The organism is Pseudomonas sp. MM213, from assembly GCF_020423045.1.
GTDB classification, from domain to species: domain Bacteria; phylum Pseudomonadota; class Gammaproteobacteria; order Pseudomonadales; family Pseudomonadaceae; genus Aquipseudomonas; species Aquipseudomonas migulae.
Genome location: NZ_CP081943.1, coordinates 4424185 through 4441582 on the forward strand (window position 1 = coordinate 4424185; position 17398 = coordinate 4441582).

General features: G+C 60.0%; 18 protein-coding genes. 6 read left to right on the forward strand and 12 right to left on the reverse strand.

Features of this window, described 5'->3' with window-relative positions; translation table 11 throughout:
- Positions 1-126: 126 nt before the first annotated feature.
- The 5 genes from K5R88_RS20240 to dadA all read right to left on the reverse strand — a co-directional run bounded on the left by K5R88_RS20240 (position 127) and on the right by dadA (position 4197).
- The gene (locus K5R88_RS20240; protein WP_032828815.1) at positions 127-540 is read right to left on the reverse strand and encodes a c-type cytochrome; all 414 of its coding nucleotides are present in this window, start codon (positions 538-540) and stop codon (positions 127-129) included.
- 182 nt (positions 541-722) lie between these two features.
- Positions 723-1271 carry a cupin domain-containing protein gene (locus K5R88_RS20245; RefSeq protein ID WP_007947433.1) on the reverse strand — a complete coding sequence of 183 codons (549 nt, stop codon included), beginning with the start codon at positions 1269-1271 and terminating at the stop codon, positions 723-725.
- Between the two features lie 125 nt (positions 1272-1396).
- The gene (gene alr / locus K5R88_RS20250; protein ID WP_226298254.1) at positions 1397-2470 is read right to left on the reverse strand and encodes an alanine racemase; all 1074 of its coding nucleotides are present in this window, start codon (positions 2468-2470) and stop codon (positions 1397-1399) included.
- A 97-nt stretch (positions 2471-2567) separates the two neighbouring features.
- Complete coding sequence (locus K5R88_RS20255) at positions 2568-2921, reverse strand: RidA family protein (protein WP_008030554.1); 354 nt, start codon at positions 2919-2921, stop codon at positions 2568-2570.
- Positions 2893-4197: a D-amino acid dehydrogenase gene (gene dadA / locus K5R88_RS20260; RefSeq protein WP_008030556.1), complete on the reverse strand. Its 1305-nt coding sequence runs from the start codon at positions 4195-4197 to the stop codon at positions 2893-2895. The genes K5R88_RS20255 and dadA overlap by 29 nt, the downstream gene beginning before the upstream one ends.
- Positions 4198-4353: 156 nt before the next feature.
- Here dadA and K5R88_RS20265 point away from each other — a divergent pair, with 156 nt between their 5' ends.
- The gene (locus K5R88_RS20265) at positions 4354-4842 is read left to right on the forward strand and encodes an Lrp/AsnC ligand binding domain-containing protein (RefSeq protein WP_003177284.1); all 489 of its coding nucleotides are present in this window, start codon (positions 4354-4356) and stop codon (positions 4840-4842) included.
- Between the two features lie 112 nt (positions 4843-4954).
- Here K5R88_RS20265 and K5R88_RS20270 read toward each other — a convergent pair whose 3' ends face one another.
- Entirely contained in the window at positions 4955-5308 is a 354-nt protein-coding gene (locus tag K5R88_RS20270) for a YkgJ family cysteine cluster protein (RefSeq protein WP_007947437.1), read from the reverse strand.
- 147 nt (positions 5309-5455) lie between these two features.
- Between K5R88_RS20270 and K5R88_RS20275 the strand changes: the two genes are divergently transcribed.
- Positions 5456-6748 carry an NAD(P)/FAD-dependent oxidoreductase gene (locus K5R88_RS20275; protein WP_226298255.1) on the forward strand — a complete coding sequence of 431 codons (1293 nt, stop codon included), beginning with the start codon at positions 5456-5458 and terminating at the stop codon, positions 6746-6748.
- A 118-nt stretch (positions 6749-6866) separates the two neighbouring features.
- Here K5R88_RS20275 and K5R88_RS20280 read toward each other — a convergent pair whose 3' ends face one another.
- Positions 6867-7112, reverse strand: a complete 246-nt coding sequence (locus K5R88_RS20280) for a DUF1127 domain-containing protein (RefSeq protein ID WP_226298256.1) — start codon at positions 7110-7112, stop codon at positions 6867-6869.
- A gap of 179 nt (positions 7113-7291) precedes the next feature.
- Between K5R88_RS20280 and K5R88_RS20285 the strand changes: the two genes are divergently transcribed.
- Both K5R88_RS20285 and K5R88_RS20290 read left to right on the forward strand, forming a co-directional pair.
- Entirely contained in the window at positions 7292-8725 is a 1434-nt protein-coding gene (locus K5R88_RS20285; RefSeq protein ID WP_223557040.1) for an aminotransferase-like domain-containing protein, read from the forward strand.
- Positions 8726-8785: 60 nt separating this feature from the next.
- Positions 8786-10354, forward strand: a complete 1569-nt coding sequence (locus K5R88_RS20290; RefSeq protein ID WP_226298257.1) for a phospholipase D family protein — start codon at positions 8786-8788, stop codon at positions 10352-10354.
- Between the two features lie 107 nt (positions 10355-10461).
- On the opposite strand, the gene K5R88_RS20295 is transcribed toward K5R88_RS20290, so the two are convergent.
- Positions 10462-11607 (reverse strand): MFS transporter, encoded by a 1146-nt coding sequence (locus K5R88_RS20295; RefSeq protein WP_084317777.1) that lies wholly within the window; start codon positions 11605-11607, stop codon positions 10462-10464.
- 191 nt (positions 11608-11798) lie between these two features.
- Positions 11799-13292 (reverse strand): aldehyde dehydrogenase, encoded by a 1494-nt coding sequence (locus K5R88_RS20300; RefSeq protein ID WP_008038003.1) that lies wholly within the window; start codon positions 13290-13292, stop codon positions 11799-11801.
- Between the two features lie 249 nt (positions 13293-13541).
- On the opposite strand from K5R88_RS20300, the gene K5R88_RS20305 reads away from it, so the two are divergent.
- A complete protein-coding gene (locus K5R88_RS20305) occupies positions 13542-13904 on the forward strand; it encodes a cupin domain-containing protein (RefSeq protein WP_008030568.1) in 363 nt (120 codons plus the stop codon).
- Positions 13905-14088: 184 nt separating this feature from the next.
- Here K5R88_RS20305 and rpmG read toward each other — a convergent pair whose 3' ends face one another.
- Both rpmG and rpmB read right to left on the reverse strand, forming a co-directional pair.
- Complete coding sequence (gene rpmG / locus K5R88_RS20310; protein ID WP_007894709.1) at positions 14089-14244, reverse strand: 50S ribosomal protein L33; 156 nt, start codon at positions 14242-14244, stop codon at positions 14089-14091.
- A gap of 11 nt (positions 14245-14255) precedes the next feature.
- Positions 14256-14489: a 50S ribosomal protein L28 gene (gene rpmB / locus K5R88_RS20315; RefSeq protein WP_003176907.1), complete on the reverse strand. Its 234-nt coding sequence runs from the start codon at positions 14487-14489 to the stop codon at positions 14256-14258.
- 446 nt (positions 14490-14935) lie between these two features.
- Between rpmB and K5R88_RS20320 the strand changes: the two genes are divergently transcribed.
- On the forward strand, positions 14936-16522 hold the full coding sequence (locus K5R88_RS20320; protein ID WP_226298258.1) for an ABC transporter substrate-binding protein: 1587 nt from the start codon (positions 14936-14938) through the stop codon (positions 16520-16522).
- A 131-nt stretch (positions 16523-16653) separates the two neighbouring features.
- On the opposite strand, the gene radC is transcribed toward K5R88_RS20320, so the two are convergent.
- The gene (radC, locus tag K5R88_RS20325; protein ID WP_008038019.1) at positions 16654-17328 is read right to left on the reverse strand and encodes a RadC family protein; all 675 of its coding nucleotides are present in this window, start codon (positions 17326-17328) and stop codon (positions 16654-16656) included.
- Positions 17329-17398: the final 70 nt, after the last annotated feature.

A 17398-nucleotide genomic window follows, 5' to 3' on the forward strand; every position in this document is an offset into this window, starting at 1 on the left:
GATCACACGGTTTACCAGGTTAACCGTGGCGTCTGGATCGCCAGCAAGCCGGCTCCTACAGGTCCGTGAACAACGGGCACAAAAAAGCCGCCCGGAGGCGGCTTTTTCGCTGACGATGCGGGCGTGTTACAGGCCGGACATCTCTTTGATGGCGCCTTTCAGCTCGTCGTCGGAGCAGTCGGCGCAGGTGCCTTTAGGCGGCATCGCATTGATACCGGTAATGGCCTTGGCCAGGATGCCGTCGAGGCCGCCCTGGTGATCGGCGCGTTCTTTCCAGGCTGCCTTGTCGCCGATTTTCGGCGCGCCCAACAGGCCGGTGCCGTGGCAAGCGTTGCAATGTTTTGCAATCACGTCTTTAGGTGCCTTGGCACCGCCACCGCCGCCAGAAGCAGCAGCGACTTCCATCCCCTTGCACTCTTGACCCTGAACACAAACTTGGCCAACTGGATCAAGGCGTTTTGCAATATCGTCATTCGTCGCAGCTTGAGCGCTGACAGCCCAAAGGGCCAATACGGTTGCTGGTGCAGCCAGCATTTTCATAATTAGGTTCACGCGTTCACCCTCAATGGTGGCTAGTCACGCCTACGGCCACGGTTCGCAGGCGGGCGCAAGTATAGCGGTAAGCCCGCCGCACTGAAACAACCCCAAAGTCGAAGGGGTCTTGTTGCGCCGCGGAAAAACCCTTCGGGTGCCGCTGCCGTGCTGGCAGGACGCCTCTTCTCTTAAAAGTTCGCTGGCGTGGCTGCGCTGATTAGTCGCGCCGGCGCGTCGAACGGATTACGGAAACGGTGCGGCTTGGTACTTTCAAAGTAGTAGCTATCACCGGCTTCGAGCACAAAAGTTTCCAGCCCGACCACCAGTTCCAGGCGCCCTTCCACCAGAATCCCGGTTTCCTCGCCCTCATGGGTGAGCATCTCGTCACCGGTGTCGGCGCCTGGCGGGTAGATTTCATTGAGGAAGGCAATGGCGCGGCTCGGGTGAGCCCGGCCGACCAGTTTCATGGTCACTGCGCCATCGGAAATATCGATCAGCTCGTTAGCCTTGTAGACGATCTGAGTCGGTTTTTCCTGCAGGATCTCTTCGGAAAAGAACTCGACCATCGACATGGGAATCCCGCCCAGAACCTTGCGCAGCGAACTGATCGAGGGGCTGACGCTGTTCTTCTCGATCATCGAAATGGTGCTGTTGGTGACGCCCGCGCGTTTGGCGAGTTCACGCTGCGAAAGACCTTTGAGCTTACGGATGGATTGCAGTCGTTCACCGACGTCCAAGCTTGCGCCTCCAGGATTCAGGTTGTAGGAATATTGAGCGTTATCATGGCGACAGCGTTCAGTATTTACAACACTTTGGCCTGAATCCTGTTCGGCGAAGCGACTTCCGGTCCGCGAGGTTCGGGTCAAGCCCCGGAATAGAGCAGCGGAACCCGGCGCAGGTTGCAGAAGATCTGATAGGGAATCGTGTCCGCGGCTTCCGCCACGGTGCTGGCGAGCACGCTTTTGCCCCACAACTCGACGGTCGAACCGAGGCCGGCTTGCGGTACATCGGTCAGATCGATGCAGAGCATGTCCATCGACACCCGGCCGATCAACTGGCTGAGCTGCCCGGCGACCATCACCGGCGTACCGGTCGGTGCGTGACGCGGATAGCCATCGGCATAACCCATCGCCACCACGCCAACGCGCATCGGCTTCTGGGTGATGAATTTGGCGCCGTAACCGATCGGCTCGCCGGCCGGCAGCTCTTGCACGCAAATCACTTTCGATTCCAGGGTCATCACCGGTTGCAGGCGCGAGGCCACGGCGTTGGCTTCTTCGAAAGGCGTGGCGCCATAGAGCATGATGCCCGGACGTACCCAGTCACTCGGGATCTGCGGCCAACCGAGCACTGCCGGCGAGTTGCGCAGGCTGACCTCGGCGGACAAACCCTGACGGGCCGCTTCAAACACCGCCACCTGCTCGGCACTGGCTTGACTGTGCAGCTCATCGGCGCGGGCGAAGTGGCTCATCAACACCACTTTCGCGACCTTGCCGCTGGCCAGCAGCCGTTGATAGCCCGCCTGGTAATCCTTTGGTTGCAGACCGACCCGGTGCATGCCCGAATCGAGTTTGAGCCAGACCGTGATCGGCTTGCTGAGCGCGGCTTTTTCGATGGCTTCGAGTTGCCACAGCGAATGCACCACGCACCAGAAATCATGCTCGACGATCAGCGCCAGCTCATCGGCTTCGAAAAAACCTTCCAGCAACAACACCGGCGCGCGAATGCCGGCAGCGCGCAGCTCCAATGCTTCTTCGATGCACGCCACGGCAAACCCGTCCGCCTCGGCTTCCAGCGCCTGGGCGCAACGCACCGCGCCATGGCCGTAGGCATCCGCCTTGATCACCGCGAGGGCCTTGGCCCCGGTGAGTTCACGGGCGATCCGGTAGTTGTGACGCAGGGCTTGAAGGTCGATCAGGGCACGGGCTGGACGCATGGCGGCAGGGCTTCTAGGCGGTCATGGGAATAAAAACCGGCGCTGGCTGACAGCGTGAACCGCCAACAGCACCGGGAGAGGGATCTTTCTGACAGGCTTACGGCAGAGCGGCTACAACCGACAGCTCGATCAGGATTTCCGGTTCGCACAGCTTCGACTCAACCGTTGCGCGGGCCGGGGCGACGCCTTTTGGCAGCCACTTGTCCCACACCGCGTTCATGCCTTCGAAGTGCGCGTCGATGTCTTTCAGGTAAATCGTCACCGACAGCAAATGGTGCTTGTCGGTACCCGCCATATCCAGCAAACGCTCGATATTGGCGAGAGTTTCGCGAGTCTGCTGTTCAATCCCGGCGTTCATGTCGTCGCCGACCTGCCCTGCCAAATACACCGTACCATTGTGAGCGACGATCTGACTCATGCGCTCATTGGTGAGCTGGCGCTGGATTGCCATGTTTTGCGGGCTCCTGGACTTTGCTGCCATAACGGGAAATATCGAGGCCTTCTGCACTGATCTGCGGCGTTTTCTTCGCCATCAGGTCGGCCAGCAAGCGACCGGAGCCGCACGCCATGGTCCAGCCGAGGGTGCCGTGACCGGTGTTCAGGAACAGGTTGCTGAACGGCGTTGCACCCACAATCGGCGTGCCATCCGGCGTGGTCGGACGCAGACCGGTCCAGAAACTTGCCTGGGCCAGATCGCCGCCCTGAGGATAAAGGTCGTTGACGATCATCTCCAGGGTTTCGCGCCGACGCGGGTTAAGCGACAGGTCAAAACCGGCGATTTCAGCCATGCCGCCGACGCGGATGCGGTTGTCGAAACGGGTGATCGCGACCTTATAGGTCTCGTCGAGAATGGTCGACGTCGGGGCCATCGCCGGGTTGGTGATCGGCACGGTCAGGGAGTAGCCCTTCAGCGGATACACCGGTGCCTTGATGCCCAGCGGCTTGAGCAGTTGCGGCGAGTAGCTGCCGAGTGCCAATACGTAGCGGTCAGCGGTTTCCAGCTTGCCGTCGATCCACACACCGTTGATGCGATCACCGGCGTAGTCGAGCTTTTGAATGTCTTGGCCGAAGCGGAATTCCACACCCAGTTTCACAGCCATTTCGGCCAGGCGACTGGTGAACATCTGGCAATCGCCGGTCTGGTCGTTCGGCAGGCGCAGGGCACCGGCAAGGATATCGGTCACGCTGGCCAGCGCCGGCTCAACGCGAGCAATGCCGGCACGGTCGAGCAGTTCGAACGGCACGCCGGACTCTTTCAGTACGGCGATGTCTTTCGCGGCGCCGTCGAGTTGAGCTTGGGTGCGGAACAATTGAGTAGTACCGAGGCTGCGGCCTTCGTAGGCAATGCCGGTTTCGGCACGCAGTTCGTCGAGGCAGTCACGGCTGTACTCGGACAGACGGACCATGCGCTCCTTGTTCACCGCATAACGGCTGGCGGTACAGTTGCGCAGCATCTGCGCCATCCACAGGTATTGGTCGATGTCGGCAGTGGCCTTGATCGCCAGCGGTGCGTGGCGCTGCAACAGCCACTTGATGGCCTTGAGCGGCACACCCGGCGCGGCCCACGGCGAGGCATAACCCGGCGAAACCTGCCCGGCGTTGGCGAAACTGGTCTCCATGGCCGCAGCCGGCTGACGGTCCACCACCACCACTTCGAACCCGGCACGCGCCAGATAATAAGCACTGGTGGTACCGATGACGCCGCTACCCAAGACCATAACGCGCATTTTCATATCCCTCATCGCGGCGTGCCGCTGACGTTTGTAGAACAGACCGTAGATGTGGGCAGTTTAAAAAAGATTAGCCAGTGCATTTCACTATATAAGCACCTATATTTGGCGACAATTCTCGGCAAAAACGCTTTTCACGGAGGCGCATCCCCTATGCGTACCAACACTCAGACCAAACGTGAGCTGGACAAGATCGACCGCAACATCCTGCGGATCCTGCAAGCGGACGGGCGTATCTCCTTCACGGAGCTTGGGGAAAAGGTCGGGCTCTCGACCACGCCCTGCACCGAGCGGGTCCGGCGCCTGGAGCGCGAAGGGATCATCATGGGCTACAACGCCCGGCTGAACCCGCAGCACCTCAAGGGTAGTCTGCTGGTGTTCGTCGAGATCAGCCTCGACTACAAATCCGGCGATACTTTCGAAGAGTTCCGACGCGCGGTGCTGAAACTGCCCCACGTGCTGGAATGCCATTTGGTGTCAGGGGATTTCGACTACCTGGTGAAGGCTCGAATCTCGGAGATGGCTTCTTATCGCAAGCTGCTGGGCGACATCCTGCTCAAGCTGCCGCATGTGCGCGAATCGAAGAGTTATATCGTGATGGAAGAGGTGAAGGAGAGTCTGAGTCTGCCGATTCCGGATTGAGACTTTGTGGTGCCTGTTCAGACCCCATCGCTAGCAGGCTAGCTCCCACAGTTGAAATGCATTCCAATGTGGGAGCTAGCCTGCTAGCGATTACAGGCGACTCGGTCTTCCCTCAGACGAGCACCTGCCGGGTGGAAGCCATGTACTCATGAATCTGCTTCTCGACCCGCGGATGAATCAGCTCCACCGGCCCCCGCCCATTCGGGCACGGCAAGGTCTTGGTGGTGCCGAACAACCGGCAAATCAGCGGTCGCTCGTCATACACCGTGCAGCCGTTGGGCCCCAAGTGCACACAGTTGAGTTCATCCATCGCCGCATCCTGCTCGGCGCGGGTCTTGCGCGGCAGGCGGGACATTTCTTCCGGCGAGGTGGTCACCGGCCCGCAGCAGTCATGGCAGCCGGGCACGCACTCGAACGAGGGAATCTGCTGTCGCAACGTGCGGATTTTCTGACTGTTGCAGCTCATCGAAACGGTGACCCAAAGCGGACTGGAGCGCGATTCTGACGCAAACGCGCCGATCCAGACAGCCACAACCGACCAGTGTTGCCCGCGCCGGAAGGTCCGGCTTATGCTCCGTCAAATTTTCTAGACACAAAAATCAGGATGATGCGCATGAATGCCCGTGCTCAGCACACCGCCTCTTATTACGCCGCCAGCAGCCTGCCGCAACCCGATCACCCGGTGTTGAAAGGTGAGCTGGTAGCCGATGTGTGCGTGGTCGGCGGCGGGTTTTCCGGGCTGAACACCGCGCTTGAGCTGGCGGAGCGCGGCCTCAGCGTGGTGCTGCTCGAAGCGCACAAGATTGGCTGGGGCGCCAGCGGCCGTAATGGTGGGCAACTGATTCGTGGCGTCGGTCATGGGCTCGATCAGTTCGCCAACGTGATCGGCACGGACGGCGTGCGTCAGATGAAACTCATGGGCCTGGAAGCCGTGGAAATCGTCCGACAACGCGTCGAGCGTTTTCAGATCCCTTGCGACCTGACCTGGGGTTACTGCGATCTCGCCAACAAACCCCGCGACCTGGAAGGTTTCGCCGAAGACGCCGAAGAACTGCGCGACCTCGGCTACCGCTATGAAACCCGATTGCTGCAAGCGCATGAGATGCACAGCGTGGTGGGTTCCAATCGCTACGTCGGCGGCCTGATCGACATGGGTTCGGGCCATTTGCACCCACTGAATCTGGCATTGGGCGAAGCCGCCGCCGCGCAGCAACTGGGCGCCAGACTGTTCGAGCAATCGGCAGTGACCCGCATTGATTACGGCCCGGAGGTGAAGGTCCATACGGCTCAAGGTTCGGTTCGCGCAAAAACCCTGGTGCTGGGCTGCAACGCCTACCTCAACCAACTCAACCCCGAACTCAGCGGCAAGGTGTTGCCCGCCGGCAGCTACATCATCGCCACCGAACCCTTGAGCGAAGAACAGGCACATGAACTGCTGCCGCAGAACATGGCGGTGTGTGATCAAAGGGTGGCGCTGGATTACTACCGGCTCTCGGCGGATCGTCGTTTGCTGTTCGGTGGCGCCTGCCATTATTCAGGTCGAGACCCGAAGGACATCGCCGCGTATATGCGGCCGAAGATGCTTGAGGTGTTCCCGCAACTGGCTGGCGCGAGGATTGATTATCAGTGGGGCGGGATGATCGGCATTGGCGTAAACCGATTGCCGCAGATTGGCCGGCTCAAGGACCAGCCTAACGTGTATTACGCCCAGGCCTACTCAGGTCACGGCGTGAATGCCACGCATCTGGCTGGCAAGCTGCTGGCCGAAGCGATCAGTGGTCAGCAGGGTGGCGGGTTCGATCTGTTTGCCAAGGTGCCGCACATTACCTTCCCCGGCGGGAAGCATTTGCGTTCGCCGTTGTTGGCGCTGGGGATGTTGTGGCATCGGCTTAAAGAGTTGGTCTGAGGGATTTGTGGCGTCAGTGATGACGCCTTCGCGGGCAAGCCTCGCTCCTACAAGGGATACGCGTCCAACTGTAGGAGCGAGGCTTGCCCGCGAATGGATCTAATGAACACCACAAACCTCAGATCCGCCAGAATGGCTTAAGCCCCTCCTCCCGCGCCTGTTCCCGGCTCAACCCCACATCCCGCAATTGCTCCGGCGTCAGTTCCAGCAACGCCTTGCGCGTGTGCAGACGATGCCAGAACAGACCCCAGCGACTCAGGCCCGACGGTGCGTTGCGCATCAACGCCTCGCGCGTACCGTTGATTTGCCCTGCCGCCAGTTCCTGACTGCGTAACGTCAGCCGCACATCGCTCAAGCCGTTCATTTTGATTGCTCCTGTTTACTTGGGTAGCCAGAGCTTTCATGATGCGCGGACGGCGAAAAGCATTACAGATTCAACCAGCCTGTATTAATTCCATACAGATTTGCCGTTTTAGCCTCTGAATTACAATTTTTTGCCTGATCTGTACTGGTTAACCGAATCACTCACACCGAGACTGCGCCATGACCCTTTACGTCAACCTCGCCGAATTGCTCGGCACGCGGATCGAACAGGGCTTCTATCGCCCCGGCGACCGGCTGCCGTCGGTGCGGGCATTGAGCGTCGAACACGGGGTCAGCCTGAGCACGGTGCAGCAGGCCTATCGAGTGCTGGAAGACAGCGGCCTGGCGATGCCGAAACCCAAGTCCGGCTACTTCGTCCCGGCCAGCCGCGACTTGCCGGAACTGCCAGCGATTGGCCGTCCGGCGCAACGTCCTGTGGATATCTCGCAGTGGGACCAGGTGCTGGAACTGATCCGCGCTGTGCCACGCAAAGACGTGGTGCAACTGGGTCGCGGCATGCCGGACATCACCACGCCAACCATGAAACCATTGCTGCGCAACCTCGCGCGCATCAGTCGGCGACAGGACATGCCCGGCCTGTATTACGACAACATCCACGGCACCCTCGAACTGCGTGAGCAAATCGCCCGCCTGATGCTCGACTCCGGCTGCCAACTGACGGCCAACGACCTGGTGATCACCACCGGCTGCCACGAAGCGCTGTCCACCAGCATTCGCTCCATCTGTGAGCCGGGCGACATCGTCGCGGTGGATTCGCCGAGCTTTCACGGCGCCATGCAGACGCTCAAGGGCTTGAACATGAAAGCCCTGGAAATCCCCACCGACCCGCTGACCGGGATCAGCCTCGATGCACTGGAACTGGCCCTGGAGCAATGGCCGATCAAGGCCATACAGTTGACCCCCAACTGCAACAACCCGTTGGGCTACATCATGCCGGAATCGCGCAAACGCGCGTTGTTGACGCTCGCACAGCGCTTCGACGTGGCGATCATCGAAGACGATGTGTATGGCGAACTGGCCTACAACTACCCGCGACCGCGCACGATCAAATCCTTCGACGAAGACGGCCGCGTCCTGCTCTGCAGTTCGTTCTCCAAAACGCTGGCACCCGGCCTGCGCATCGGCTGGGTTGCACCGGGCCGCTATCTGGAGCGGGTGCTGCACATGAAATACATCAGCACCGGCAGCACAGCGCCGCAACCGCAGATTGCCATCGCCGAATTCCTCAAGGCCGGTCACTTCGAGCCTCATTTGCGGCGGGTGCGCGCACAATACCAACGCAATCGCGACATCATGATCGATTGGGTCAGCCGCTATTTTCCCGCTGGCACCCGCGCCAGTCGGCCGCAAGGCAGTTTCATGCTCTGGGTCGAACTGCCCGATGGCTTCGACACCCTGAAACTGAACCGCGCCCTGCACGACCAAGGCGTACAGATTGCCGTCGGCAGCATCTTTTCGCCCTCGGGCAAATACCGCAATTGCCTGCGGATGAACTACGCTGCCAAGCCAACACCACAGATCGAAGACGCGGTGCGCAAGGTCGGCGCGGCGGCAATCAAACTGCTGGCGGAAAATGAGAACTTCACCGACTGACCTTTAGCCGAGATCCAGCGTCCATATGTCGACAACTGCCGCCAATCGGACCGATCCCACGTGAGAGTCAGACAGCCCCTACTCGCTCTGCTGCTACTCGCCTCGCTCCTGGGCGGTTGCGCCAGTCTCGATGTTCAACGCGAACCGAGCCAGGCGCTGCCCGCCAGCGACTCGGCATTCGGTCGATCAATCCAGGCCCAGGCCGCGCCCCACGAGGGCAAGTCCGGCTTTCGTCTGCTGTCCAATAGCGGCGAAGCGTTCATGGCCCGTGCCGAGCTGATCCGCAACGCCCAAAGCAGCCTCGACTTGCAGTACTACATCGTCCATGACGGCATCAGCACACGGATGCTGGTGGACGAACTGCTCAAGGCCGCCGACCGTGGCGTACGCGTGAGAATCCTGCTCGACGACACCACCAGCGACGGCCTCGACTGGATCATCGCCACGCTGGCGGCGCACCCGCAGATCCAGATCCGCCTGTTCAACCCGCTGCACCTGGGCCGCAGCACCGGCGTGACGCGGACCATGGGGCGGCTGTTCAACCTGTCGCTGCAACACCGGCGCATGCACAACAAGCTGTGGCTGGCGGACAACAGCGCCGCCATCGTCGGCGGTCGCAATCTGGGGGACGAGTATTTCGATGCCGAGCCCAACTTGAATTTCACCGACATCGACATGCTCGGCGTCGGGCCGGTCGCCGAGCAACTGGGCCACAGCTTTGATCAGTACTGGAACAGCGCGCTGAGCAAGCCGATCGATGAATTCCTGTCGAGCCGACCGACGCAAAAGGACCTGCAAAACACCCGCACGCGCCTGGAAGAATCACTGGAAGAGACGCGCAAACAGAATCACGCGCTGTATCAACAATTGATGACTTACACCACAAACCCGCGCATGGACATCTGGCGCCGTGAGTTGATCTGGGCCTGGAACCAGGCGTTGTGGGACGCACCGAGCAAGGTTTTGGCAGACGGCGAACCCGATCCGCAATTGCTGCTGACCACGCAGTTGGCGCCTGAGCTGAACGGGGTCAGCAAAGAGCTGATCATGATCTCGGCTTACTTCGTACCGGGTCAGCCGGGGCTGGTTTACCTGACCGGCCGCGCCGATGCCGGGGTCTCTGTCAGCCTGCTGACCAACTCGCTGGAAGCCACCGATGTACCGGCGGTGCACGGCGGTTATGCGCCCTATCGCCGGGCATTGCTGGAACATGGCGTGAAGTTGTACGAATTGCGTCGCCAGCCAGGCGAAGGCGGCGGCAGCGGGCCGCATATTTTCTACAGCAAGCCATACCGGGGTTCCGATTCGAGCCTGCACAGCAAAGCGATGATCTTCAACCAGCAGAAATCCTTCATCGGCTCGTTCAACTTCGACCCGCGCTCGCTACTGTGGAACACCGAAGTCGGGGTGCTGGTAGACAGCCCCGAACTCGCTGTCTATGTGCGCAAGGCGGCGCTGGAAGGTATGGCGCCGCCTCTGAGTTATGAGGTGAAACTGGAAAACAATCGGATCGTCTGGGTGACCGAAGACGACGGCAAAATGCACACACTGACCGATGAACCGGGAAGCTGGTGGCGCCATTTCAATGCATGGATGAGCACCGCCGTGGGCCTGGAGAAAATGCTCTAACCCACAATAAACACCCCTGTAGGAGCGAGCCTGCTCGCGATGGTGTGTCAGTCAAACCTATGTAGCTGACACACCATCGCGAGCAGGCTCGCTCCTACAGTTTGGGTTCAGGCAGGCTCGGCAACCGTGCCGAACGCACCTTGGCGCGACAGCAAAATCACCAGCCCAAACGCACCTGCCGCCATCAACAGCGGCAACGCATGACCGCTGATCCACTGACTACCGGCGCCAGCCGCCAATGGTCCGACCAGGCAACCAATGCCCCATAGCTGCGCAATATGCGCATTGGCCCGCACCAGCGCATCGTCGCGATAACGCTCGCCAATCAGGATCAGCGACAAGGTGAACAAGCCCCCGGCACTGGCGCCGAACAGCACCCACAATGGCCAAATCAGCAACGTGTCGATCAGCAACGGGATCGCCAGGCTCGAGAGCATCAGCACCACAGCGCAACCGGTGAACAACGTACGTCGCGACAAGCGATCCGCCAGTGCGCCAATCGGCAATTGCAGCAAGGCATCGCCCACCACCACAGTGCTGACCATCGCCAACGCGATTTCTGTGGTAAAGCCCTGGCGCAGGCAATAGACCGGCAACAAGGTCAGGATCATCGCCTCGAACGCCGCGAACAGTGCCACGCCCCAGGCAATCGCCGGCAGGCCTCGGCAAAAGCCCCACAAGTCGCTGAAGGTCACGCTGCAGGCTTCGCTGGTCGGCGCACCGCTGCGGCCGAGCAACAGGAACGGTGCCGCCGTCAGCAAACCGACCCCGACCCAGAATCCATAATCGTGTTCGGTACCCAGAACACCCAACAACAAAGGCCCGGCCAGCTGACTCAGCGCATAGCTACTGCCATACAGCGCCACCAACCGGCCGCGCCATTGCTCGACCACCAACTGGTTGATCCAGCTTTCACCCAGGATGAAGACGAGGGTCAGGATCACCCCGATCATCAGCCGCAGCACCAGCCACACCGGATAACTCGGCAACAGCGCCAGCAAACCGATGGAGACCGCCCCGGCCCACAGGCACAAGCGCATCAGATTGGCCGTGCCGAGCCGCGCCGCCAGATGGCTGGAGATCTTCGCCCCCAGCAACACACCAATCGCTGGCATCGCGGCCATCACGCCGATGGCAAACGAACCGTAACCCCAGCCTTCCAGGCGAAAGGACACCAGCGGCATGCTGACACCCAGGGCCAGGCCGACACTCAAGACAGACGCCAACACGGCGAAATAAGTCGCCCAACGCATGTTCCACGCTCCTGTGGATATTATTTTTCGCAGACAACACAAAACAAATGTGGGAGCGAGCCTGCTCGCGATGACGGAGCAACATTCAACATTTTCGTCGACTGTTACACCGCTATCGCGAGCAGGCTCGCTCCCACAAGGGATCTGCGTCGATCGGGAGGCCTGCTCTGCAGCAGCCTCCCTTTAACGGCTTACAACTTGATCCAGGTCGCCTTCAGCTCGGTGTACTTGTCGAACGCGTGCAGCGATTTGTCACGACCGTTGCCCGACTGCTTGAAGCCACCAAACGGAGCGGTCATGTCGCCGCCGTCGTACTGGTTGACCCACACGCTACCGGCACGCAAGGCCCGGGCGGTCAGGTGAGCCTTCGAGATGTCCTTGGTCCACACGGCTGCAGCCAGGCCGTAAGGCGTGTCGTTGGCAATCGCGACGGCTTCTTCGGCGGTATCGAAAGCGATGACCGACAACACCGGGCCAAAGATTTCTTCCTGGGCGATTTTCATCGCGTTGCTGACGCCGTCGAAAATCGTCGGCTCAACGTAGGTGCCGCCGGTTTCCTGCAGCGTGCGCTTGCCGCCAGCAACCAGTTTGGCGCCGTCGGTGTGGCCGGATTCGATGTAGGACAGCACGGTGTTCATCTGCTGGGTGTCCACCAGCGCGCCGACGTTGGTCGCCGGGTCCAGCGGGTTGCCCGGCTTCCAGGCCTTCAAGGCCTCGATCACCAGCGGCAGGAATTGGTCCTTGATCGAACGTTCGACCAGCAGGCGCGAACCGGCGGTGCAGACTTCGCCCTGGTTGAAGGCGATGGCGCCCGCAGCCGCTTCCGCAGCTTCCTGCAGGTTCGGCGCATCGGCGAACACGATGTTCGGGCTCTTGCCGCCAGCTTCGAGCCAGACGCGCTTCATGTTCGATTCGCCCGAGTAGATCAGCAGTTGCTTGGCGATCTTGGTCGAACCGGTGAACACCAGCGTGTCGACATCGTTGTGCAGGGCCAGGGCCTTGCCGACCGTGTGACCGTAGCCCGGCAGCACGTTCAGTACGCCTTTCGGGATGCCGGCTTCAACGGCCAGCGCCGCGATGCGGATGGCGGTCAGCGGTGATTTTTCGGATGGCTTGAGGATCACCGAGTTACCGGTGGACAGCGCCGGGCCGAGTTTCCAGCAGGCCATCATCAGCGGGAAGTTCCACGGCACGATGGCGCCGACAACGCCGACCGGCTCACGAGTGACCAGACCCAACTGATCGTGCGGGGTCGCAGCGACTTCGTCGTAGATCTTGTCGATAGCCTCACCGCTCCAGCTCAGGGCTTGCGCCGCGCCGGGAACGTCGATGTACAGGGAATCGCTGATTGGCTTGCCCATGTCCAGGGTTTCAAGCAGGGCCAGCTCTTCGGCGTGCTGTTTCAGCAGGCCGGCAAAACGGATCATGGTGGCTTTGCGTTTGGTCGGGGCCAAACGCGACCAGGCGCCGGAATTGAACGTGGCGCGAGCGTTTTCAACAGCGCGCTGGGCGTCGGCGGCGTCACAGCTGGCAATCTTGCCCAGCAGACGGCCATCGACCGGGCTGATGCACTCGAAGGTCTCGCTGGAGACGGCATCGGTGTATTCGCCATTGATGTAGGCACGGCCTTCGATCTTCAGATCGCGAGCCCGTTGTTCCCAATCGGCACGAGTCAGGGTGGTCATTCGAGTGTCCTCCTCTTATTGAATACGAGCGCCCCGCGTTCTTCGCGGACGTCCCCAGGAATTCTGCCCAGCCAGCCTGCAATTCGGCCGAAGGCAACCGTCACCCTAAACCAGTGGCCGGGGTTGTTTCAATATATTTGACATAAGGTCGGTAAACGGCCTTGCGGTGTTCATTTTAATAAACATAGACTTTGGGCTTTCCAGCCATCTTTCCAGCCACTCGCGCCGCAATCACGGGGGATAACAATAATGAGCATCCAGAATATCGTCGATTTTAGCCAGGCCACTACCGAGCCCGAGCGCTACAGGCCGGACCCGGCGAAAATCTTGAAGGGCGACCCCGAGCAAGTGGTTTACAACCACTACAACAGCCCGTGCGGCCAGTTGAACGCCGGTGTGTGGGAAGGCGCTGTCGGCCAGTGGACGGTGAACTTCACCGAGCATGAATACTGCGAAATCGTTCAGGGTGTTTCAGTGCTGCGTGACCTCGACGGCAATGCCAAGACACTGCGCGTGGGTGATCGCTTTGTGATCCCGGCAGGCTTTCGTGGCACCTGGGAAGTGCTGGAGCCGTGCCGCAAGATTTATGTGGCGTTTGAACAGAAGGCCTGAGGATTTGCGTTGTTCGGGCCGGCCTCTTCGCGGGCAAGCCTCGCTCCTACAGTGGATTGCGTCCGCCCTGTAGGAGCGAGGCTTGCCCGCGAAGGGGCCCTAACAGGAAACGCAAAACCCTCAGGCAACAAAAAAAGGCCCGTATCTCGCGATACGGGCCTTTTTCGTAAGAGGGAAAAATCAATTACTTGATTTTGCCTTCTTTGTAGATCACGTGCTTGCGAACAACCGGATCAAATTTCTTGATCTCGATTTTGTCCGGAGTAGTGCGCTTGTTCTTGTCGGTAGTGTAGAAGTGACCAGTACCGGCGCTCGAAATCAAACGAATCAATTCACGCATGATTAGCTCCCTTAGATCTTGCCAGCGGCGCGGATTTCGGCCAGCACGACAGTGATGCCACGCTTGTCGATGATACGCATGCCTTTGGCAGATACGCGCAGACGCACGAAACGTTTCTCTTCTTCAACCCAGAAGCGGTGATGCTGCAGGTTCGGCAGGAAACGACGACGGGTTTTGTTGTTTGCGTGGGAAATGTTATTCCCAGTCACCGGACCCTTACCGGTAACTTGACATACTCTCGACATGCCTCAGCCCTCTAAAACCACATGCCCAACCCGGCATGGGTTGGCCGCTTAATCTCTCAGTCATTTGGCGCCAGGCGCCGCGTTTCTTTAGAGGTCTTACCGGCTACACCTACAGTGAAGGAACCGGGCCCCTAGAAAAGAGCGCTGCTTTATACCAGAAAGACTGAGGTGCAACAACATTCCGTGCGCACCGACTTGATAAAAACCCCATTTTTCAGGCTGCGAGCGCCTTGGGTAAAGGCTATCGTCGATAAAGACCGCTCGTCGCAGAAAATCGGCCAACCGGCCAATCCAGGGGTTTTCTCGGCCGGCATTCACCGAAAACGATCGCACATAGTCCCCTTAAAATGAAAAAGGGGATAGTCATTTACAAAAGAGCCCTCTAGGGTAAGCCTTTTCCAGACTGCACTTGCAGATGGGCCTTCGATCTGTAAAGGAATCCGACCATGCGCCTCGCTGCCCTACCGCTGTTGCTCGCCCCGCTTCTACTGAGCCCGCTGGCCCACGCCGCCGCCCTGAGTGTCTGCACCGAGGCCAGCCCGGAAGGGTTCGACGTGGTGCAATACAACTCGCTGACCACCACCAACGCTTCGGCCGACGTGCTGATGAACCGTCTGGTGGACTTCGATACCGCCAGCGGCAAAGTGGTCGCAGGCCTCGCGGACAGCTGGGAAGTCAGCCCGGATGGCCTGACCTACGTGTTCAAGTTGCACCCGCAGGTGAAATTCCACCGCACCGAATACTTCAGCCCGACCCGCGAACTGACCGCCGAAGACGTGAAATTCAGCTTCGAGCGCATGCTCGACCCGGCAAATCCGTGGCACAAAGTGGCGCAGAGCGGCTTCCCGCACGCGCAATCGATGCAATTGCCGGCGCTGATCAAGAAGATCGACGCGCTGGACCCACTGACCGTGCGCTTCACCCTCGATCATCCGGAATCGACGTTCCTGCCGACCCTGAGCATGGGCTTCGCCTCGATCTACTCCGCCGAATACGCCGACCAGCTGCTGAAAGCCGGCACCCCGGAGAAGCTCAACAGCCAGCCGATCGGTAGCGGCCCGTTCGTGTTCACGCGTTTTCAGAAGGACGCCACGATCCGCTACAAAGCCAACCCGGATTACTTCCGTGGCAAGCCTTCGGTGGACCCGCTGATCTTCGCCATCACCCCAGACGCCAACGTGCGATTGCAGAAACTGCGTCGTAACGAGTGCCAGATCGCCCTCTCGCCGAAACCGCTGGACGTACAAGCCGCGCTGAAAGAGCCGACACTGAAAGTCGAAAAGACTGATGCGTTCATGACCGCGTTCGTTGCCATCAACAGCCAGCATCCGCCACTGGACAAGCCTGAAGTGCGCCAGGCGATCAACCTCGCGTTCGACAAGGCCAACTACGTCAAAGCCGTGTTCGAAGACACCGCCGAAGCCGCCAACGGCCCGTATCCGCCAAATACCTGGAGCTATGCCAAAGGCTTGCCGGGCTACGCGCATGACGTTGAAAAAGCCAAGGCATTGATGGCCAAGGCCGGCCTGAAAGACGGTTTCCAGACGACGATCTGGACCCGCCCGTCCGGAAGCCTGCTGAACCCCAATCCAAGCCTCGGCGCGCAACTGCTCCAGTCGGACCTGGCGGAAATCGGCATTCAGGCCGAGATTCGCGTGATCGAATGGGGCGAAGTGATCCGCCGCGCCAAGGCTGGCGAGCATGACTTGCTGTTCATGGGCTGGGCTGGCGACAACGGTGACCCGGATAACTTCCTGACGCCGCAGTTCTCCTGCGCGGCGGTCAAGTCCGGCACCAACTTCGCCCGCTACTGCAACCAGGACCTGGACAAGCTGATCAGTGCCGGCAAGACCACCTCCGAGCAAGGTGTACGCACCAAGCTGTATGAACAGGCCCAGGCGCAGATCCAGCAGCAGGCGCTGTGGCTGCCGCTGGCGCACCCGACGGCTTTCGCGCTGATGCGCAAGGAAGTAGACGGGTACTCGGTCAGCCCCTTCGGCCGCCAGGACTACTCCAAGGTCAACTTTAAGTAATCAGCATCGCCACAAAACCCTGTGGGAGCGGGCTTGCTCGCGAAGACGGCGTGTCAGGCAACATTGATTGCGACTGACACTCCGCCTTCGCGAGCAAGCCCGCTCCCACATTTGGTTACGTATCCGCCCTCCTACATCCACCCATACTCCGCCATCGACAGCGGATCACCGTCGCCGATGATGAAATGGTCGAGTATCCGCACATCGATCAAGTCCAGCGCCTCTTGCAGGCGCTTGGTCAGCTTTCGGTCGGCATGACTAGGGTCGGGATTGCCTGAGGGATGGTTGTGGCAAAGGATCAAAGCTGCGGCGTTGTGAGCCAAAGCGCGCTTGACCACCTGACGCGGATAAACGCTGGTGCAGTCGATAGAGCCGCGAAACAGTGATTCAAACGCCAGTACTCGATGTTTCGAATCGAGGAACAGACAACCAAATACTTCATGAGGCTCATGTCGCAGCATCGACTTGAGGTAATCACGCACCATCAGCGGATTCTCCAACACGGAGCTGTGGCGCAAGCGCTCAGCCAGATGCCGACGGGCCATTTCCAACACTGCCTGCAACTGCGCAAACTTTGCCGGCCCGAGCCCCAACTGTCCGCTGAATGCCTTTAGATCGGCCTCCAGCAAGGCGCGCAGGCTGCCAAATTGACTCAACAAGTGTCGCGCCAGATCCACCGCGCTTTTACCCGACACGCCGGTCCGTAAAAAAATCGCCAACAGCTCAGCGTCCGAAAGGCTCGCCGAACCCAACTCCAGTAACCTCTCCCGCGGCCGCTCGGCCACCGGCCAATCGCGAATACTCATAGCACCTCCCTGTCTGTGGGCGCCGCTGTTCCGTAGCGGTCGCTGTGATATCGTAGCCCATCTTTTTTGT